Here is a 19,993-nt window from a genome sequence, read left to right as displayed (position 1 = left end):
CCGCCAGATGCGGCATCAAGAGGTTTTGTTAGCGGGTCTAAACTGGACTCAAAGCCCCAGCTTCACCTGGTGGTGGCGCAGCCAGTTATCCAGCCCCAGCGCCATTTCCAGGCCAGCGCGCTCCGGCGCCGAACTGACCGCGCCATATGGCTTGTCCAGCAGACTTCGGACGGCGGTCCGGTCCAGCAGGGATGAAGCCGGCGCGACCGAGTCGTCCAGCACTCTGGCCAGCCCTTCGCGCAGCGCGCGCTCATAGGCCGGGTCCTGCGTGGCCGGATACGGGCTCTTGACGCGTTGGACAATGGAATCCGGCAACACATCCTTGCCGGCGGCGCGCAGCAGGCTCTTCTCGCGGCCATCGAAGTTCTTCATGCTCCACGGCGCGTTGAACACGTATTCCACCAGCCGGTGATCGCAGAACGGCACCCTCACCTCCAGTCCCACCGCCATGCTCATCCGGTCCTTGCGGTCCAGCAGCGCCTGCACGAAGCGGGTCAGGTGCATGTGGCTGATCTCGCGCATCCGCTTTTCCTTGGCGTTGTCCGTGGCCAGCGTCGGCACCTCGGCCAGCGCTTGGGCGTAGCTGTCGCGGCGGAAGCGCGGCATGTCCAGCTGCCGCAGCAGCTCAGGCGCGATAAGCGACTGGCCGTCGAAGAAGGAGCCCGCGTTGCCGCTCAACCAGGGGAAGGTGTCGGCCGCCACCGCGGCCGCGTCGTGGAACCAGCGATAGCCGCCGAACACCTCGTCGGCCGACTCCCCGGACAGCGCCACCGTGGATTGGCCGCGGATCGCCTCGAACAGCTTGTACAGCGACGGCAGCATGTCGCCCCAGTAGGCTGGCGGCAAATCCTGCGCGCCCAGCACTGCCGCGCGCAGCGCCGGGTCGGCCAGTTCGCGGCTCTCCAGCAGGATTTCCTGATGCTCGGTGCCGGCATGGGCGGCCAGATCGCGCACGAAGGGCGCGTCCGGCGAGCCGCGCAGATAGTCGGAGGTAAACTCGATGCCATGATTGACGAAGTCCACCGAGAACGAGCGCACCCTGCCCTTGCCTTGCATGGCGGTGCTCCTGGCCGCCAGCGCGGTGATCACCGACGAGTCCAGCCCGCCGGACAGCAGCGTGCACAGCGGCACGTCGGCGATGATCTGACGCTCGACGATGTCATCCAGAAGCTCGCGCACGGTGCGGATGGTGGTGGGCAGGTCGTCGCCGTGTTCGCGCGCCTCTAGCTGCCAGTAGCGGTGCTTGCGCAAGCCGGCGCGGTCAACAGTGATGGTTTGGCCCGGCCGCACCTCGCGCATGCCGGCGAACACCGCCGCCTCCGGCGTCTTCACCAGGTCCAGCATTTCGCGCAGGCCGTCCGCGGTCACCAGGCGCTGCGCTTCCGGATGCGCGAGGATGGCCTTGGGCTCGGAGCCGAACAGCACGCCGTCGGCGGTCGGATAGTAATACAGCGGCTTCACCCCCATGCGGTCGCGCACCAGCAGCAGCCGCTGCTGGCGCGTGTCCCAGATGGCGAACGCGTACATGCCGTTGAGTCGACCGGTCAGCGCTTCGCCCCATTGCAGGTAGGCGCGCAGCACCACTTCGGTGTCGCTGCGGGTGCGGAAGGCGTGGCCCAGGCCGATCAGCTCGCTGCGCAGCTCCTGGAAGTTGTACACCTCGCCGGTGTACACCAGGCAGGCCAGCGCCTTGCCGTCCGCCTCGGCCAGCATCGGCTGGCTGCCGCCCTCCAGATCGATGATGGACAGGCGGCGGTGGCCCAGCGCCGCATGGTGGTCCAGCCACACCCCTTCGGCGTCCGGCCCGCGCAGCCGCATGGTGCGCGTCATGTTGTCGATGACTTCGCGGTATTCCCTGACATCCCGCTCAAAACTGATCCAGCCTGCGATTCCGCACATTTTGGCTCTCCTCCGTGGATGGAATCCATAGCGAACATCCATGCCGGCAAGGGCATCGCCATGAATGAAAAAGTATTTTAGTGAACGGGAGAGTTCGGGATATGCCAGGCGGCGCGCCGCGCGCGGAACCACCGGCTAAAACTGGTAATAAGAATGGGTTGTTGACGTATTTTTGCAGCCATCCGCCCACTCCGGCGGACGGCTGCAGACGGATCAGGAGGCCTGGCGGCAAGCCTTGTCGGGCGGCGCGTACTGCTTGCCGGCCTCCAGCGGCTGCGCCAACGGCGAAGACCAGGTCTGCTCGTGCAGCGCGGCGATGCGGGCGGCCATCGCCGGATTGCGCAGCACCACTTCCAGATTGCGCGACTTGTCCATATAGCCGCCGCTCCAGTTGCTGGTGCCCACCCAGGCGATCCTGCCGTCTATCGCCATGGTCTTGCTATGGATCACCCGCGCGAACGGGATGCAGGAGCCGTCGCGCGGAATGGTAACGTAGCGCACCTCCATGCCGGGCAACACCGCCAGGCTTTTCAGGTAATCAACCCCCGGCTTTTCCAGATTCCAGTCCGACACCATCAGCTTCACCTTCACTCCGCGCGCCAGCGCGCCGCGGATGGCGTTGTCGAACACCGGGTAGTAGCTGCGCGGCTTGCCGAAGCTCAGCGGCGCGTAGTCCAGCAGCTGGATGCGCACTTCCTGCGTCGCTTCCGCCATCAGCCGAGGCAGCGCGGTTTCGGAATCGCCGACGCCGTCCGGGTTATAGGCATTGGGGCTGGCCAGCAGCACCGCCGGCTGGCGCAGGTCCGCCGGCAGGATAGCGCTGCGCAGCGGCTCCGTCTTGCCGCCGGCGGCGAGCGTTTGCTGCGCGGCCCAGTCCTGCTCGAAAATAGCCTGCATCCGGCCGGCCATGACCGCATCGTCCACCTTCAAACCGGTTTCATGGATGTGTTGCAGCGAGCGCCAGTCGAAATTCTGGCTGCCGACATAAGCCTGCCTGCCATCCACCACGATGAACTTGGCGTGGATGATGCCGTTGCCGGTGATCTGGTTGTAATCGAGCTGACGGTATTGCAGATTTGGGATGCGCTTGAGACGCTCTATGGTGGCTGGATTGCTGGCGAACATGCCCTTCTTTTCCATCAGGAAGCGGATCTTGACCCCGCGCCGTCCCGCCGCCTCGAGCCTGTCCATCACCTGGTCGAGCTTACCGCCCGCCTCGCCCGCCACGTAGAACTGTTCCAGCGCGATCTGCTTCCGGGCCGAGTCGAACAATTCGTCCCATACCGTGGCCGGGTCGCGCAAATCCGGCGTATCCAGGCCGGCGTGCTGCGGAGCGGTATGCACCAGTTCAAAGCCGGGGATGGTGAAATCGGCGTGGGCCAGCGTGGACGACACTACCAGGGCTAGCGGCCAGCAGCGGCTGCGCATTGCGGCTTCCTTTGCAAAATCGCGAATGATGACATTATCATGTTAAGGAAGTATGAACCGCACATCCCAGCCCCGCGCCGGCCGGGCAAAACAACAAGGCCGCTCCTGCCGGAGCGGCCCGTCCGCATCTCAAATCAGCGCTCAGCGCAATGACAACAGCGCCAGCACCCGGTAGCGGCTGATGCCCAGCAAGGCCGGCACCAGTTGCTGCAAATGGCCGAAATCGCCGCTCTGGTTGAGGCGGGCGTTGAAGTCGCTGACAAAGGCGTCGGCCCAGCTCGGCTCGTCCTGTTTCGCCAGCTGGCTGATGGACTGGCGCGCCTCGGCGATGGCGCCGTTGATGGTGGAGCGCGTCTGCTGCAGTTGGGCGATAGCGCGCAGCACGCCTTGCAGCGTCTGCCGCACCTGGGCATGGTCGTCCACCTGCCACTGGCCCGGCGCCAGCGCCGGCGGCTCGGCGTCCAGCGCCAAGGGTTGCGGTACCCCGCCTGGAAAGCGCACCCCGCCGCCGCGAACGACAAGGTCGTTTTGCAGCCGGCTCCAGTCCTGTTCGCTGCAACTGAAGCCCAAGCGGCCATGATCGTCCAGCTCGCAGCGCACGCCGGCCGGCCCCAAAGCCTGATTGAGCCGGCGCAGGATGTCTTCGCGGCCGACGCCGGCGCCCACCTGCACCGCGCTGGGCGGCGCGCCGCCGCCGGTGGAAAACACCAGGGTTTCCGATTGACCCTGGCTCAGGCTGTCCAGATCCAGGCCGCGCGCGGCGAACAGCTGGCGCGATGGCGCGCCGAGGCTCAGCCTAAGCTGGCCGTCCAGGCTGCCGACGCTGTCGTCCCGCCTTTGCTGCCAAGCCTGCTGCAGCTGGTCGCGCTGCTCGGCCAGGCCATCGCAGTCCACCCGGCGCTGAGTCAGCTGCTGGCTGAGGCTGCCCTTGAAGTTTTCCAGCTGCCGCAGCATGTCGTCGACGAAACCTTGCGCGCACTGCGCGGCGCTGAGCTGCTCGTTGAGCTGGGTGCTGTAGCGCCAGCCCGACGCCGAGGCGGCGGACGGCTGGGCGCTGGCCAGCGCGGGGCGGCCGCCGGCACCGGCGCGGCCGCTTGCCGGCGCGATGGCCGATCCATTCTTGCTCCAGCGCCTGTCCGCGCTGGGGTGGTTGACCGAGGTAAGCGTGCTGGACATGGCGGCGGACTCAGATCACGTCGAACAGGGTCAGCTGGCTGACCTTGCCGTAGGCCTTCTGGCTGGCCTGCAAGGCCATCGACAGATTGTTCATGTCCATATAGGCGGTGCCGTAGTCCAGGCTGCCCAGTTCCAGAATGTTCTGCTGGTTGGCCAGGCTAAGGCTGTTGTGGTTGCCATCCAGCGTCTGCAAAACGTTCTGCGAGCCGCCCAGTTCGGAAATGCGGCCGCTGACATCGCCTAGTGCGCTGTCCACGCCGTCCATCACCCCGCGGATGGTGGCGCCGACGGCGGGGTCCTTGTTGTCCAGCGTCGGGCTTTGCAGCGTGGCGATCGCCTTGTCCAACTGGTTGAGCAAGGCGGCCATCGGCTGCAGCGTGACATTGGACGGCTGAGTCACGCCCTCGCCCACCGTCACCTGCTGGCTGTCGGTGTTGCCGGCGAAGCTGTAGCGGCTGCCTGCCGGCTGAGTATTGTCCACCGCGATGGCGGCGGTATTGATGGCGCTGCCGGAAAACATGTAGCGCCCTTCGCTGTCCTTGGTGTTGGCGGCGAACAGGATGCTGTCACGCAGGCTGATCAGCGGCGATGCCATCGCCTTCAAATCCTCCGCCGGCGGCTGGTTGGCGGCCGCCACCAGGATGTCGCGCGCGTCGCGCAGGTTGGCGCTGATGCCGTCGAGCAAGGCTTCGTTCTTGGACAGCTGCGACTTGAGCGCGCCGATATTGTCGCGGTACTGGCTCAAGGACGCCTCCTCGCGCTGCAGGCGCAGCAGGCGCACGCTGGCGATGGGATTTTCCGAGGCCACCAGCATACTCTTGCCGCTGGACATCTTCTGCAGCAGCTCGGCCATGCTGGAACTGCTGTTCTGCATGGCCAGTCGCAGAGTGGACTGGTACTGGTTGCTGGAGATACGCATGCTTGTCCTTACAGGATGGCCAGGGTGCTTTCGAACAGCTGGTTGGCCACCGAAATCACTTTCATATTGGCCTGGTACATCTTCTGGTATTCGATCAGGTTGACCGCTTCTTCGTCGCGGTTGACGCCGCTGGTGCCCTGCCAATTCTTCTCGGCCTCGGCCCGGATCACGTTGGCGGTGTCCAGGCCGGACTTGTTCTGCTGGCTGGAAATGGCCAGGTGGCCGATCATCTGCGAATAGGCGTCGCCCAGCGTCACCTGGCCGACGCCGGCCAGCGGGAAAGCCTGCTGCTTGATCGCCAGGATGGCCCGCAGATTATCGTTGTTGCCCGGCTTGGCCGGATCGGCGGAAAAACCCAGGTCGGCCGCCGCGATGCCGGTGGTTTGCAGCAAACCGTGGGCGGCGCCGGCATCGTACTGGAACAGCGGCTTGCCCGGTTGGCCGTTCAGGTCGTAGCCCTTGGCCAACTGAGCGTTGACGCGGCTCGCCAGCTCGCCGGCCAGCGCGCGCACCTGGGTCTGGATAGGGCGCAGATTGTCGGCTTCGAACTGGTTGAGTCCGCCCAGCTGGCCGCCCAGACCGCTGCCGGGAATGGAATACTTCTCGGTGCCGAAGGCCAGCTTCAGCTGCTGGCTGCCATCGGGCTGGCCTTCGCTGTCCAGCGTGGCGGCGCTGTTGCCGGCGACCAGCGGCAGGCCGTTCTTCAGGCTGACGCTCTTGCTGCCGTCCGGCTGGGCCACCACCCGCACCTCCACCAGCGACGACAGCGAGTCGATCTGGCGGTCGCGCTCGTCCTCCAGGCCGGAGGTGTTGATGCCCTGCGCCCTGGCCGACATCAGCTTGTCGTTGAGGGTGGCCAGGTTGGCGGCGGCGCTGTTGATCTGGGTCAGCGTGGCATGGCGCTGTTCGGCGATGGCCGCCAGCTGCGAGCCGAGCACGCCGTCCAGGTTGTTGAAGCGCTGCGCCAGCGAGCCGGCCTCGCGCACCACCTGGTCGCGCATGGTGTTGGAGTCCAGGCTGGCGGCGTTGAGCGCGGCGAAGAACTTGTCGAAACCGGCCGACAGGCTGCTGCCGTCGCTGCCCATCACCTGCTCCAGCTGGCTGAAGTAAGGCTGGGCGGCGGACTGCTCGCCGACGCTGGAGCCTGCCTGCCACTGCAGCAGGTTCTTGTAGTCGTCGCTGAAGCGGCGCACGCTGCCGACCGCCACGCCATAGCCGGCGCTGTCGGGGTCGCCGGTGCCCGGCGCCTGGGTGGTCAACACCACGCCCTGGCGCGAATAGCCCGGAGTCATCGCGTTGGCGATATTCTGGCTGGCCGTATTGAGCGCGACCTGTGCGGCCTGCGCGCCGGACAGCGCGTTGTTGATCATGCGCATGGTTTGGCTGTCATCACTTGTTCAGGGGAAACATCGGTGTGGCGAAAGCGGCCAGCCCCTGGTCATGGCCATGGTCATAGCCTTGGCCTTGGCCTTGGCCTTGGCCTTGACTGTCACTGGCGACGGCCGCGCCCTCCGGCTTAACGGGAATATTCCCATTCGCCGGCAGCAGCTGCGCCAGGATGGCGTTGGCGACGCCGAAAACGCGCTGGCGCGCCAGCTGGTCGGCCAGCGCGCCGTCAGCCAGGTCCAGCATGTCGCCGTTGATCGAGTTGGCGAACACGCTGTCTTCGCCCGCCACTTCGCGGGTGGTCTTGCGCATCTGCTTGAACATTTCGCGCACGAACTGCGCTTCGAACTGTTCGGCGGCCTTTTCCGCCTTCTTGCGGTATTCGGCGCTGGCCGGCGCCACCGGGGCGTCGCCGCCGGAAGGCAGGTTCTGGTTTTGCAGATCGTTGCTCAACATCGGCTGTTTCCTTAAATCACTATCAGTTCGCCGTCGATGGCGCCGGCCTGGTCCAGCGCCTGCAGAATGGCCATGACGTCGTCCGGCGTGGCCCCGGTGCGGTTGACCGCGTCGATGATGGCGCGCAGGCTGGCGCCGGCCGGCCACTTGAACATCCGCCCCGCCCCTGTTCCACGTTGACGCTGGAATTGGGCACCACCTTGGTGTCGCCGTTGCTGAACGGCCCCGGCTGGCTGACCATCGGGTTTTCCGAGATCACCACCCGCAGGCTGCCGTGCGACACCGCCGCCGCGCGCACGGTGACGCCTTCGCTGATCACCACGGTGCCGGTGCGCGAGTTGAACACCACGCGCGGCAGCTCGGCGCCGACATTGACGTTGAGCCGCTCCAGCCTGGCGACGAAGGCCACCCGCTCGGTGGGATCGATCGGCGCCTTCACTTCAATCGTAGTGGCGTTGCGGGTGCTGGCGATCTTGCCGTAACTCTGGTTGATGGCCTTGACCACATTGCTGGCAGTCTCAAAACTGGGGCGGCGCAGGCTGAGGCGGATCGAGTCGCCCTGCTCGAAATCGCTGGGAATCTCGCGCTCTATGCTGGCGCCGTTGGGAATGCGCCCGGCGGTGGGGGTGTTGACGGTGACGCTGGAGCCGCTCTTGCCCTGCGCCGACAGCCCGCCTATCACCACGCTGCCCTGGGCCAGCGCGTACACCTCGCCGTTGGCCGCCTTCAATTGGGTCAGCAGCAGGGTGCCGCCGCGCAGGCTCTTGGCGTCGCCCAGCGACGACACCGTCACATCTATGGTCTGGCCGCGGCTGTAGCCGGGCGGCAGGCTGGCGCTGACCATCACCGCCGCCACGTTCTTGACGCGGGTGTCGGTCTTCTCCGGCATCTTCAGGCCGAACTGCTTGAGCATGTTGGCGACCGACTGGCCGGAGAACTTCACCTGCGAGTTGTCGCCGGTGCCGTCCAAGCCCACTACGATGCCGTAGCCTATCAGCTGGTTGTCGCGGATGCCCTCGACATTGACCATCTGGCGCAACGGCAAGGCGAAGGCGGCCAGCGGGCAGGCCGCCAGCAAAACAACCGCCAGCAGGCGGCGGAAAAACGCTAGTTTCATGACGGACCTTAAAACGGCATCAGCGGGCTGGTGAAGAACTTCATCAGCCAGCCGGCATTGTTGGCGTCGGCCAGCGCGCCGGTGCCGGAATAGCCGATGCGGGCGTTAGCGATGCGCAGCGAGGAGACGCGGTTGTCGGTGTCGATGTCTTCCACCCGCACGTAGCCGGCCAGCCGCAGCGTTTCCTCGCCCTGGTTGAGCGCCAGCTGTTTCTCGCCCTTCACCTGCAGCAAGCCGTTGGCCAGCACCTTGTGCACCACCACGGTCAAGGAGCCGGCCAGCGCGTTCTGCTGGGTGGAGGTGGACGAGCCGTTGAAGTCGCGGCTGGCGTCTATGCCCACCTGGGCGTTGAACGTGGTATTGCCCAGCAGCGACGGAGCCACCTTGGCGCCGGATTTCTTGCCGAAGCTGGTGCCGGCCTGTTTGCTGGCCTGGGTGGTTTCCTCCAGCACCACGGTCAGCACGTCGCCGGGACGGAAGGCGTGGTTGTCCGAAGTGAGCGACAAGGCGCCCGCAGGGGTGAACACACCGCCGCCGCGGCTGGTCTGGACCTGCTGCCGCAGCAGGTCCGGCAACGGGTCCGGCTCCGGCTGCGGCGGCTGGAACTGGGCGCAGGCCGCCAGCAGCAAGACCGCCAGCGGCGCAAGGCGGATCAGCCTCATCGCACCGCCTGACCCAGCTGCTGCAGCATATTGTCGGCGGCCGACAACACCTTGGTGTTCATTTCATAGGTGCGCTGCGCGGCGATCATGTCCACCATCTCCTCCACCACCTGCACGTTGGAGCCTTCCAGACTGCCCTGCTTGAGCTTGCCCAGCGCGTCGGTGCCCGGATTGCCGGTGGTGGGGTTGCCGCTGGCGGCGGTTTCCTGGAACAGGTTGTCGCCCAGCGCCAACAGGCCGGTGGGATTAATGAAGTTGGCCAGCGTGACCTGGCCGATGTCGGTGGGTGTGGAGCCGCTGCCCTCGGTCACCGACACCGCGCCGGTCTCGCTGATCGAGACCTTGGTGGCGGTGGCTGGAATGGTGATCTCCGGTTCCAGCGGCAGGCCCTGGGCGTTCACCAGCTGGCCGTTGGCGTTCAGCTGCAGCTGGCCGGCGCGGGTGTAGCCGGTTTCGCCATTGCTCATCTTCACCTGCAGAAAACCCTGACCGACGATGGCCACGTCCAGCGACTGGCCGGTGGTGGTGAGATTGCCCTCGGTGAACACCTTCTGGCTGCCCACCAGCCGGGTGCCGTTGCCCAGTTGCACGCCGGACGGCGAGACGTTGTTGTCGTCCACCTTGCTGCCCGGCTGCTTGTCCACCTGGTAGAACAGGTCTTCGAACACCATGCGGTCGCGCTTGAAGCCGGTGGTGTTGACGTTGGCCAGGTTGTTGGCGATGGCGGTCAGGCGCGCGTCCTGCGCCTGGATGCCGGTTTTGCTGATCCACAATGCCGGGTTCATGCTGAATTCTCCAAATCGGTGTGGTTGGCGCTTACGCGCGCACCAGGCGGTTGCCCGCCTCGTTCATGTCGCTGGCGGCGTTGAACAGCTTCATCTGCATTTCGAAATTGCGGTTGAGCGTCATGGTGGCCACCATCTCCTCCACCGCGGACACATTGCTGCGCTCCAGATGGCCGCCTTGCACGGTGACGGTGTCGTCGGCGGCCAGCGGCCGGCCCTGGCGGCTGACGATCAGGCCGTCGGCGCTCTTGCCCACCTCGCGCGGATCGGGCTTGACCAGCTTGAGCTTGTCCACCGGCTGCATTTCGGTGTCGCCGGGATTGAGCACGGAAATGGTGCCATCGGCCGCCACACTCACCTTGGTGTAGCCTTCCGGCAGCGTGATGGCGCCGCCGTCGCCCAGCACCGGGTGGCCGTTGACGCTGAGCGCGCCGTCCGGCCCCACCACCATGCTGCCGGCGCGGGTGTAGGCCTCGCTGCCGTCGGCGGCGGAAATGGCCATGAAGCCGTCGCCCTGCAAGGCGATGTCCAGATCGCGACCGGTCTCCACCACCGCGCCGTTGCGGCTGTCCAACACGGTCGGCGCGTTCTGGCTCAGCAGGCGGGCGTCGTAGCCGTAGCCCGGCACCGCCTGGCTGGTGGCGGCGTCGATGTCGGCGCGAAAACCGCCGGTCTCGGCGTTGGCCAGGTTGTTGGCGTGGATCTGCTGCGCCTTCAACATGCGGTCGGCGCCGCTCATCGCGGTGTAGATCAGCGCGTCCATGCCTTACACCGCCTGCATCAGCGCTTGCATCGCCTGGTTTTCCGCCGAGATCACCTTGGTGTTGGCCTGGTAGTTGCGCTGCGCGGTCATTAGGCTGACCAGTTCGGCGGTGACGTCGACATTGGACTGCTCCAGCGAGCCGGTGGCCAGCTTGCCGGCCATGCTGCTGCCGGCGGTGGAGAACAGCGGCGCGCCGGAGCCGGCCGACTCCTGCCAACTGGTCTGCGAGCCGGCGGTCAGCGCGTTCTCGTTGGCGAAATTGGCGATGGCCAGCTGCGCCACCGTCATCTTCTGGTCATTGCTGTAGCTGACGATCACTTCGCCGTTCTCGCCCAGGCTGACGCCGGTGCGCGCGCCCGGCGCGTAGCCATTGCTGGCGCTGCGGCTGGTGCTGGCCTCGCCGGCGAACTGGGTGGTGCCGGTATAGTCCACCGCCACGCTCAGCGGGGAAGCTCCGGCCGGAGAGCCCAGATTCAGGGCTACGGTCGCCGCCGGCGCGGTCAGCTTGCCGTTGGTGTCGAACTTGAGGTCGGTGGTGGTGGCCAGCGGATTGCCGTCCAGCACGTAGTGCACGGTGACGGTGCTGTCCGCGGTCTTGCAGAAGTACTGCGTCAGGTTGTGCTTGTTGCCCAGCGAGTCGTAGACGTTGGACACGTTGGAATAGTTGAAGCTCTGATTGGTGCCCTTGTCGAACGGGATGGTCTGCACCGCCCAGCCGGAGGACATGTTGCCGGTGTACTGCAGCGAGTCGCTGGGCTTGGCCGGGATGTTGCCGGTAGGGATCTGGATGTCGCCGATCGCGCCCAGCGCGCCGGCGTCGGACTTGGCATAGCCCTGCATGCGGCCGCCGTAGTTGTCCACCAGATAGCCGTCCTTGTCGGTGTTGAAGATGCCGACCCGGCTGTAGGTCATCGCGCCGGCGACGCTCTTGGACACGAAGAAGCCGCGGCCGTCGATGGCGGCGTCCAGCGCGCGCCCGGTGGACACCACGCCGCCGCTGCGGCCGATGTTCTGGTTGTTGGCGTTGGCGTTGACGCCCATCGCCTGGCTGCCGGCGTAGGCAGAGGCGAAGGTGACCCGGCCGGACTTGAAGCCGTAGGTGCCGGAGTTGGAGATGTTGTCGCTGATGCTGCCCAGCTGGTTGTTGACGGCGTTGATGCCTGACAGAGCGATTTCAAAACTCATGGTGGTCTCCGGAACGGGCTTTAAGCGGAACTGCCGGGCTTGCCCAGCAAGGCGGATATGGAAGAGGACGGAAAGTCGCCCAGGCCTGCCAGCGTGATGGTCGGCTCGCCGCCGTTGACCGGCAGGCGCACGCCGCTGACCGCGGCCTGCAACTCCAGCAGGCCGGCCTTTTTCGACGCGGTGGAGAGTTCCACCTGGTAGTCCCCGGCGACAAGGCCGTAGTCGGCCAGCTTGACGCTGAAATCGGACGCGCCGGCGGCGCGCTTGCCCAGATCGACCAGGGTGCGCTTGCCGGCGGCGTCGGTCAGCGTCAGCGTGGCGTGCTCCTCGGCGCCAGATAGGGTGACGCGGCCGGACAGACTGCCCTGGCCGTCGCTGCGGATGCGGTCGGTCTGCACCAGCATGTTCTTGCCCACCTGCGCGCCTAGCGCCACGCCCTGCAGCTCGCGCAGCATCGCGCCCTGGCTCTGCAACTGGCTCAGCATGCCCTGGGTGGACTGCATCTGGCTCATCTGCGCCAGCTGGCTGACGAACTGCGACGGATCGGCCGGGTCCAGCGGACTCTGGTTGCGGATTTGCGCCAGCAGCAGCGTCATGAACATGTCGTTGCCGCCGCCGCTCTGGCCGGCGGCCGGAGCCACACCCTGCCCGCCCGCTTGCTGGCCGTTGCCGCCCGCGGCGAACGGCTTCGATTGCGCCTGATCCACGCTCATGCGTTGTCTCCCAGCTTCAGCAGGTCCTGCTGCATGCTTTTCACTTTGGACAGCACCTCGACGTTGGTCTGGAAAGCGCGGCTGGCCGACAGCATGTCGGTCATCTCTTCCACCGCGTTGACATTGCTGTAGAAAACATTGCCGCTGGCGTCGGCCAGCGGATTGCCCGGCTCGTGCGCCTTGCGCACCGGCTCTTGGTTCTGCACCACGTCCAGCACCTGCACGCCCATGCCCTCGCCCTGCATCTGGCTGCTGAATACCGGCTTGCGGCCGTGATAGGCCGCCTGTTCGGTGCCGGCGGCGGTGTCGGCGTTGGCCAGATTGCTGGCCACCGTGTTGAGACGCACGGTCTGCGCGGTCATCGCCGAGCCGGCGATGCGCGAGATATCCCGGAATGACATGCTTGCTTACCCCGCGATGACTTTGGCCAAGCCATGCAGCTTCATATTGATGAAGGTGAGGCTGGTCTGGAATTCGGAAACGTTCTGCGAGAACTCGGCCTGCTCAACGCCCAGCTCGACGGTGTTGCCGTCGCGCGAGGGATGGTTCGGCAGCCGGTACATCAAATCGCCGCCGCCGTCATCCAGCGCCATGGAAGAATCGGCGCCTGACGATGCCAGCGCCGCCTTGAAATCGATGTCACGCGCCTGATAACCCGGGGTGTTCTCGTTGGCGAGATTCGACGCCAGCACCCGGGTCCGCTCCGCCCGCAGCCGCAAGGCCTCGGGGTGGACGCTCAGGGCCTTGTCCAGATGCATGCCCATTGCCTTGACCCTATCAGTTCACTACCATGTTCAAGCTATTGACTAGAAATAGCCTTTCTATTGGAAAGCGATACTAATAAGCGAGCCCGGCATCGTATACGCAACAATTACCACGCGGTTTGTAATGGCAAAATTCACGAAACCACGATACACACAGGCATGGCCGCTGCTCGGCCTGCTGCTCTCCCTGCCCGTTCAGGCCGGCAACTCCGCCGAACAAGCCGTCCGGCAGCACGCCGTCCAGCTGATCCAACAACGGCTGTCCGACGCCGGGCTGGGCCAGGCCGACATCCGCCTGCAACTGCTGCCGCCGCGCGATCTGCCGGCCTGCGTCCAAGCCTGGCGGGTGGAGGCAACGGACAGCCGCGCCTTCAGCCGCATGCGCTTCAGCGTCGGCTGTCCGGACAAGGACTGGAGCGGCGACTACATCGTCCGCGCCAGCGTCAACGCCAGGGTGGCCAGCGCCGCGCGCGACCTGCCCGCCGGCGCGCCGCTGCAGAAAGAGGACATCGCCTGGAGCCAGCGTCCGGTCAGCGAGCCGGCCGACCTGTTCGGTGCATCCAGCCCGCCGCTCGGCCTGGCGGCGCGCGCGGCCCTCAGCCAGGGCCAACTGCTGCGCCGCAAGCAGCTGCAGGCGCCGCTGCTGGTGAAGCGCGGCGGCGAAGTGCGCATCGTCGCCCGCCAGGACGGCATAGAGGTCAGCAACGCCGGCGAGGCGCTGGCCAACGGCCGCAAAGGCGAGGTGATCCGGGTGCGCAACGTCGCCAGCGGCAAAGTGATCAGCGCCCGCGTCGGCGCCGACGGCGAGGTGGAGGCCATGGACTGAGCGCGCGGCCAGGTCATGGTGTATATCTCCGGAAGACGCCTACCGCAAAGGAGAGACCATGAAGATTCTGCCCGTCGTCCTGCTGCTCGCCCCGATGCTGGCCTGCGCCGCGCCCGGCGCCTCCGCCCCGCACGGCCAGGCCCGCTTCGGCGAAATGAAGGCCAAGCTGCTACAGGAGCACGCCCAGCGCATCCAGATTCTGCAGACCAGCCAAAGCTGCATCCAGGCGGCGCAGACGCCGCAGGCGCTCAAGAGCTGCATGGAAACCCAGCGCCAACAGATGCAGGCGCTGCGCCCCGGACAATAAGCCCCCCACGCGCCAGCTGGCGGCCGTTGCCGCCGGCGCGCAATTCCCCTCTCCGGGAATTAGCTAATCCGAATCTTTCATTTCACAACGATCGTCAATGTCGATACATTTTGCATATTCCATTATGTATTTTGTATCCAGAAAGATGATGCCAGCCACACTCCGCCACCACTCCCCGCCTCGCCACTGTTCCCGGCTGCCCGGCTGATTTATCCGCGCAATCCGGGCAGGACCGCCTTTCCCGAATAACAAAGAAAGCTTTTTCCATGATGAAACACACCCTGCTGCTGGCCGGGCTGGGCGCCGCTTTGCCTTTCGCCACCCTCGCCTCCGACGCCACCTCCCAGGACAATTCGCTGGAGCGCGTCACCGTCACCGGCTCCAATATCCGCGCCAGCTCGAAGGCCAAGACCAATCCGGTGCAGGTGATCAGCGCCGCCGACATCGCCGCCAGCGGCAAGAGCAGTCTGCCCGACGTGCTGCGCTCGCTGGCGGTGAACAGCGGCAACAGCTTCAACGAGCAGTACACCGGCAGCTTCTCCGCCGGCACCGCCGGCATCTCGCTGCGCGGCCTGGGCCAGCGCAACACGCTGATTCTGGTCAACGGCAAGCGGGTGTCCAACTACGCCACCGCTCAGGAATTGCAGGAAACCTTCGTCGACCTGAACTCGCTGCCGCTCAAGGCGGTGAAGCGGATAGAAATCCTCAAGGACGGCGCATCCGCCATCTACGGCTCGGACGCCATCGCCGGCGTGGTCAACATCATCCTCTACTCCGACTATCAGGGCGCCGAGCTGGGCGCCAGCGTCAGCCGCGACGCCAGCACCGGCCAGAACGAACGCCAGTTCAATCTGCTGGCCGGCAAGGGCGATCTGGGCCAGGACGGCTACAACCTCTGGTTCTCCTTCGACGCGCAAAAGCGCGACCGGCTGGACCAGACCGACGTTTCCTGGCTGAAGGACAACGACTTCCGCGGCCAACCGGGCGGATCGCTGGTGCGCAACGTCACCAACTACTACAACGGCAACCCGGTCCAGCGCTTTCCCAACGCCATCGGCCCGCTGCAGGACACCGACTACGGTGCGCTGAACCCCGGCAAGAGCGGCCGGGTATGGGCCTACAATCCGGCGCAATACACCACGCTGATGCCGGGCATAGAGCGCTACCATGCCGCGCTGCATGGCAGCTACCGGCTGGACGCCGTCACCGAGGCTTATGCCGAATTCCTATACGGCGCCAGCCACAGCAACCAGATCTTCGGGCCGCCGCTGTCCGTCACCAGCTCGCTGCGCGCCTGGAACGCCGCCACCCAATCGCTGACGTCCATCAGCAATGTGCTGCCGGCCGGCAACCCCAGCAATCCCAACGCCGGCCCCACTCCGATCAGCGCCACCCTGTTCGACCTGGGCCAACGCGACAAGACCGACAGCGTGTCGTTCCGCCGCCTGCTGGCGGGAGTGAAAGGCAGCGGCGACAAATGGGACTGGGACGTGTCGGGCCTGTATTCCGACAGCCGGCTGCGCGAGTACGCGTACAACTTCGTCAACCGCTACGCCTATGAGAAGCTGCTGGCCAGCGGCGGCTACAACTTCATCGATCCGGCGCAGAACAGCGCGGCGACGAAGGACAGCCTGCTGATCAACACCCTGCGGCCGGCCTGGTACCGCACCGCCAGTTTCGACGCCACCGCCAGCACCGAGCTGGCGCAGTTGCCGGCTGGACCGCTGGGCTTCGCCGCCGGCTACCAGCTGCGGCGCGAGATGATGAACGCCGGCACCTCGGCCGCAGTGACCAGCGGCACCGAATTGCGCCCGGCGCTGGACCTGATCAACGGCGCCCGCAACGTGCAGGCCGCCTACTCCGAGCTGAGCGTGCCGCTGCTGAAAAGCCTCAGCCTGAGCGCCGCCGCCCGCGCCGACCACTACAGCGACTTCGGCAGCGCCTTCTCGCCCAAGCTGGGGCTGCGCTATCAGCCGCTGCAAAGCCTGACCCTGCGCGGCTCGCTGTCCAAAGGCTTCCGCGCGCCGTCGCTGCCGGAAATCACCCACAGCACCGCGGTCAGCTACGGCAGCGTGCAGGACCCTTACGATCCGATCACCCCCAACCAGAGCATAGGCTACACCCACCTGGTGGTGGCCAATCCAGCCATCAAGCCGGAACACTCCACCAACGCCAACCTGGGCCTGGTGCTGTCGCCGACCGCGGACAGCAGCATCGCCATCGACTATTACCGGATCCGCCAGAAAGACGTGATTGGCCTGGAAGACGTCGACAATCTGGTGCGCAACCCCGGCGCCTACCCCGGCCAAGTCGTACGCGACAGCCAGGGCCGGCTGCAGACCATCACCCAGCAGTTCACCAACCTGGGGAACCGCGAAACCTCGGGCTTCGACCTGGACCTGAGGCAAAGCTGGAAGCTGGCCGGCGGCCGGCTGACACTGGCCGCGCAGTGGAGCCGCCTGCTGTCCTTCCGCCAGCCGCTGCAACAGGGCGGCGCGCTGCAGGAAGGCGCCGGCAGCAACCTGCTGGGCGCGCTGCCGCGCTGGAAAGGCCAGACGTCGGCCAGCTGGGACAATCACGACTGGTCGTCCACCCTGACCTGGTTCCACACTGACGGCTACACCCAGGCCTTCAGCAGCGGCGCGGACGACCAGAGCCGGGTGGGCAGCTCCAACACCTTCAACCTTAGCGCCAGCTACAAGGGCGTCAAACGCGTCACGCTGACCGCCGCCGTGCAGAATCTGGCCAACCGCCGGTCGCCTTGGGATTCGCATGCCGGAATCTATTACGACTCCAGCCAGTACGACCCCACCGGACGCACCTTCACGCTGGGCGTGCAATACAAGCTGGACTGATCCCCTCCCGTCCCGGCAAGAAAAACGGCGACCATGCACGCATGGTCGCCGTTCGTCGTTCTTACGCAATATCAGTGGAAAATAATCCGTAAATTTACTTATGCTGAATTAGTCTGTAAAAGTCAGTTGCTTCGATTATGGTTTCGTCAACAACAGCTCGCGACAAGGATATTCTCCATGGCCTTTTTCAACCGCAAACTCAGCCAGAACCTTGAACAGACTAGGCAGGAGCTGGACAAAGCGCGCAATATGCTGAGCGCCATCGAGCGTTCGATGGCGCTCATCGAATTTTCCAGTTCGGGCACCATCATCCACGCCAATGCCAGTTTCCTGCAGACCATGGGCTACCGCAGCGAAGAGATCGTCGGCCAGCATCACCGCATCTTCTGCCCCTCCAGCTACGCCAACAGCCCGGCCTACCACAACTTCTGGCAGCAGCTTGCTCGCGGCGAATTCCAATCCGGCCGCTTCCTGCGCCTGCGCAAAGACGCCAGCGAGGTCTGGCTGGAGGCGAACTACTCGCCGATCATGGACGCGTCCGGCAAAGTGACCGGCGTGATCAAGGTCGCCACCGACATCACCCGCCAAGTCGAGGCGGAACAGGACAGCAAGGCTTTGCGCACCGCGATAGACCAGTCGATGGCGCGGATCGAATTCGACCTGCAGGGCAATATCCTCGACGCCAACGACAACTTCCTGCAAGTGTTCGGCTACGGCAAGAACGAGGTCATAGGCAAGCACCACCAGATGCTTTGCGAAGCCGCCTATGCGCACAGCCCGGAATACGCCGAGCTGTGGAAACAGCTCAGGCAGGGGCGCTTCCTGCAAGGCCAGTTCCGCCGCATCGACAAGAACGGCCAACTGATCTGGCTGCAAGCCACCTACAATCCGGTGCTGGACCCCACCGGCCGGCCGGTGCGGGTGGTGAAATTCGCCACCGACATCAGCGAACAAATGCAGCGGCTGCAACAACAGGCGGAAAACGCCCAATCCGCGGTGCAGGCCTCGGAAAACACCGAACAGCTGTCGATCCAGGGCAGCAGCGTGCTGGAGCAGGCCACCACCGAAATCAGCCGGGTGGCCGACAGCGTGGAGAACTCGTCCACCATCCTGTCCAAACTGGGCAACAGCTCCAGCCAGATCGGCTCCATCGTCAACACCATCAGCGACATCGCCGACCAGACCAACCTGCTGGCCTTGAACGCCGCCATCGAGGCTGCCCGCGCCGGCGAAACCGGCCGCGGCTTCGCGGTGGTGGCCGACGAGGTGAGAAAGCTGGCGGAGCGTACCAGCCAGTCCACCGGCCAGATCTCCGGCATCGTCAAGAGCATTCAGGATGACTCGCGCTCGGCGATCGAAGCCATGGGGCAGATGCAGACGCTGACCCACAGCAGCCTGCAACTGGCGGATCAGGCGCGCGGCGCGATTTCCGAAATCCGCAGCGGCGCCCGCGACGTGGTGCAAGTGGTGCGGGAAGTCTCGGAGCTGCTGCAGCAAAGTTGAGCGGCGGCAGCCCAGCCTCCCGGCCAGGCGCCGCCTCGATGCCGGCCTAGCGGCCCAGGCCCAGCGCCTCGCGCACGTCGCACATGGTCGCGCGCGCCACTTTCTCGGCGCGGGCGTTGCCGTCGGCAAGTATCTCCGCCACCAGTCCGGGATTGGCCAGATATTTCTCGGCGCGCTCGAACATCGGCTGCTGCTCGCGCACCACGGCGTCTATCACCGGCTGCTTGCAGTCCAGGCAGCCGATGCCGGCGCTGGTACAGCCCGCCTTGACCCATGCCTTGGTCTCATCGTTGCTGTACACCTCGTGCAGCTGCCAAACAGGGCAACGGCTCGGGGTGCCCGGATCGGTGCGGCGCACCCGCGCCGGGTCGGTCGGCATGCCGCGGATCTTCTTGCTCACCGTCTCCGGCGCCTCGCGCATGGTGATGGTGTTGCCGTAGGACTTGGACATCTTCTGGCCGTCGAGGCCGGGCATCTTGGAGGCGGCGGTCAGCTTGGCCTCGCACTCCGGCAGGATGGTCTTGCCCTTGTTCTCCAGCCATCCCGCCAGACGCTCGCGGTCGGCGCCGCCCAGATTCTGGCTGGCGGCCAGGATCGCGCGCGCCGCTTCCAGCGCCTCCGCGTTGCCGTCCTGCAGATAGGCGGTGCGCAACCGGTCGAACTCTTTGCCGGCCTTGCCTATTTTCTTCGCCGCCGCGCGCGCCAGCTCCTCGAAATTGGGCTCGCGGCCGAACATGTGGTTGAAGCGGCGAGCCACTTCGCGGGTCAGCTCGATGTGCGGCACCTGGTCTTCGCCCACCGGCACCAGACCGGCCTTGTACACCAGGATGTCCGCGGCCTGCAGCAAGGGATAGCCCAGGAAGCCGTAGGTGGTCAGATCCTTGTGGCTGAGCTTCTCCATCTGGTCTTTATAGGTGGGCACCCGCTCCAGCCAGCCCAGCGGCGTCACCATCGACAGCGCCAGATGCAGCTCGGCGTGCTGCGGCACGCGCGACTGCACGAAAATGGTGGATTTTTCCGGATCGACGCCGGAGGCTAGCCAGTCGATCACCATTTCATTGATGGACTTGCCGATGATGGAGACGTCGTCGAAGTTGGTGGTCAGCGCGTGCCAGTCGGCCACCATGAAGAAGCATTCGTGACTGTGCTGCAACTCCACCCAGTTCTTGATCACGCCGTGGTAGTGGCCAAGGTGCAGGCTGCCGGTGGGGCGCATGCCGGAAAGAATGCGGTTGGCGAACATACTATT

General features: G+C 65.6%; 17 protein-coding genes and 3 pseudogenes. 5 read left to right on the top strand and 15 right to left on the bottom strand.

The genetic code is table 11. The annotated features are described in order from the left end of the window. Positions 1 to 48 precede the first annotated feature (48 nt). The 14 genes and pseudogenes from asnB to flgB all read right to left on the bottom strand — a co-directional run bounded on the left by asnB (position 49) and on the right by flgB (position 13,247). Positions 49 to 1,899: an asparagine synthase (glutamine-hydrolyzing) gene (asnB, locus tag BI344_RS08165; protein WP_071112474.1), complete on the bottom strand. Its 1,851-nt coding sequence runs from the start codon at positions 1,897 to 1,899 to the stop codon at positions 49 to 51. 213 nt (positions 1,900 to 2,112) lie between these two features. Beyond that, entirely contained in the window at positions 2,113 to 3,327 is a 1,215-nt protein-coding gene (locus tag BI344_RS08160; protein WP_071112473.1) for a phospholipase D-like domain-containing protein, read from the bottom strand. 141 nt (positions 3,328 to 3,468) lie between these two features. After that, the gene (locus tag BI344_RS08155; protein ID WP_071112472.1) at positions 3,469 to 4,503 is read right to left on the bottom strand and encodes a hypothetical protein; all 1,035 of its coding nucleotides are present in this window, start codon (positions 4,501 to 4,503) and stop codon (positions 3,469 to 3,471) included. Between the two features lie 10 nt (positions 4,504 to 4,513). After that, positions 4,514 to 5,422 carry a flagellar hook-associated protein FlgL gene (flgL, locus tag BI344_RS08150; protein ID WP_071112471.1) on the bottom strand — a complete coding sequence of 303 codons (909 nt, stop codon included), beginning with the start codon at positions 5,420 to 5,422 and terminating at the stop codon, positions 4,514 to 4,516. 8 nt (positions 5,423 to 5,430) lie between these two features. Next, the gene (gene flgK, locus BI344_RS08145; protein WP_071112470.1) at positions 5,431 to 6,798 is read right to left on the bottom strand and encodes a flagellar hook-associated protein FlgK; all 1,368 of its coding nucleotides are present in this window, start codon (positions 6,796 to 6,798) and stop codon (positions 5,431 to 5,433) included. 13 nt (positions 6,799 to 6,811) lie between these two features. Continuing rightward, positions 6,812 to 7,264, bottom strand: a complete 453-nt coding sequence (locus BI344_RS08140) for a rod-binding protein (protein WP_071112469.1) — start codon at positions 7,262 to 7,264, stop codon at positions 6,812 to 6,814. A gap of 11 nt (positions 7,265 to 7,275) precedes the next feature. Then, positions 7,276 to 8,294, bottom strand: a pseudogene (locus BI344_RS08135) (flagellar basal body P-ring protein FlgI). Between the two features lie 95 nt (positions 8,295 to 8,389). Beyond that, entirely contained in the window at positions 8,390 to 9,043 is a 654-nt protein-coding gene (flgH, locus tag BI344_RS08130; protein WP_071112468.1) for a flagellar basal body L-ring protein FlgH, read from the bottom strand. After that, the gene (gene flgG / locus BI344_RS08125; RefSeq protein WP_071112467.1) at positions 9,040 to 9,828 is read right to left on the bottom strand and encodes a flagellar basal-body rod protein FlgG; all 789 of its coding nucleotides are present in this window, start codon (positions 9,826 to 9,828) and stop codon (positions 9,040 to 9,042) included. The genes flgH and flgG overlap by 4 nt, the downstream gene beginning before the upstream one ends. A 31-nt stretch (positions 9,829 to 9,859) precedes the next feature. Next, positions 9,860 to 10,591 (bottom strand): flagellar basal body rod protein FlgF, encoded by a 732-nt coding sequence (locus BI344_RS08120; protein WP_071112466.1) that lies wholly within the window; start codon positions 10,589 to 10,591, stop codon positions 9,860 to 9,862. Between the two features lie 3 nt (positions 10,592 to 10,594). Then, the gene (locus BI344_RS08115) at positions 10,595 to 11,776 is read right to left on the bottom strand and encodes a flagellar hook protein FlgE (RefSeq protein ID WP_071112465.1); all 1,182 of its coding nucleotides are present in this window, start codon (positions 11,774 to 11,776) and stop codon (positions 10,595 to 10,597) included. Between the two features lie 20 nt (positions 11,777 to 11,796). Beyond that, on the bottom strand, positions 11,797 to 12,489 hold the full coding sequence (locus tag BI344_RS08110) for a flagellar hook capping FlgD N-terminal domain-containing protein (protein ID WP_083338881.1): 693 nt from the start codon (positions 12,487 to 12,489) through the stop codon (positions 11,797 to 11,799). Further along, a complete protein-coding gene (gene flgC / locus BI344_RS08105) occupies positions 12,486 to 12,890 on the bottom strand; it encodes a flagellar basal body rod protein FlgC (protein WP_071112464.1) in 405 nt (134 codons plus the stop codon). Before flgC ends, BI344_RS08110 begins: the two co-directional genes overlap by 4 nt. Positions 12,891 to 12,896: 6 nt before the next feature. Further along, complete coding sequence (flgB, locus tag BI344_RS08100) at positions 12,897 to 13,247, bottom strand: flagellar basal body rod protein FlgB (RefSeq protein WP_275638016.1); 351 nt, start codon at positions 13,245 to 13,247, stop codon at positions 12,897 to 12,899. Positions 13,248 to 13,377: 130 nt separating this feature from the next. On the opposite strand from flgB, the gene flgA reads away from it, so the two are divergent. The 5 genes and pseudogenes from flgA to BI344_RS26090 form a co-directional block, all read left to right on the top strand. Next, a complete protein-coding gene (gene flgA / locus BI344_RS08095; protein WP_071112462.1) occupies positions 13,378 to 14,079 on the top strand; it encodes a flagellar basal body P-ring formation chaperone FlgA in 702 nt (233 codons plus the stop codon). Positions 14,080 to 14,137: 58 nt separating this feature from the next. After that, a complete protein-coding gene (locus tag BI344_RS08090; RefSeq protein WP_071112461.1) occupies positions 14,138 to 14,386 on the top strand; it encodes a hypothetical protein in 249 nt (82 codons plus the stop codon). A 266-nt stretch (positions 14,387 to 14,652) separates the two neighbouring features. Beyond that, positions 14,653 to 17,241: a TonB-dependent receptor plug domain-containing protein gene (locus BI344_RS08085; RefSeq protein ID WP_071112460.1), complete on the top strand. Its 2,589-nt coding sequence runs from the start codon at positions 14,653 to 14,655 to the stop codon at positions 17,239 to 17,241. Between the two features lie 33 nt (positions 17,242 to 17,274). Continuing rightward, positions 17,275 to 18,189 (top strand): annotated as a pseudogene (locus BI344_RS26095) (PAS domain-containing protein); the annotation flags it as partial. Between the two features lie 213 nt (positions 18,190 to 18,402). Next, a pseudogene (locus BI344_RS26090) lies at positions 18,403 to 18,744 on the top strand (methyl-accepting chemotaxis protein); the annotation flags it as partial. A 46-nt stretch (positions 18,745 to 18,790) separates the two neighbouring features. Here BI344_RS26090 and BI344_RS08075 read toward each other — a convergent pair. Next, positions 18,791 to 19,987: a tryptophan--tRNA ligase gene (locus BI344_RS08075; RefSeq protein WP_071112458.1), complete on the bottom strand. Its 1,197-nt coding sequence runs from the start codon at positions 19,985 to 19,987 to the stop codon at positions 18,791 to 18,793. Between the last annotated feature and the right edge of the window lie 6 nt (positions 19,988 to 19,993).

This window comes from Chromobacterium sphagni (genome assembly GCF_001855555.1).
GTDB classification, from domain to species: domain Bacteria; phylum Pseudomonadota; class Gammaproteobacteria; order Burkholderiales; family Chromobacteriaceae; genus Chromobacterium; species Chromobacterium sphagni.
The sequence above is the reverse complement of the archived record's forward strand: the minus strand, read 5'-3'. Positions and strand labels throughout refer to the sequence as shown.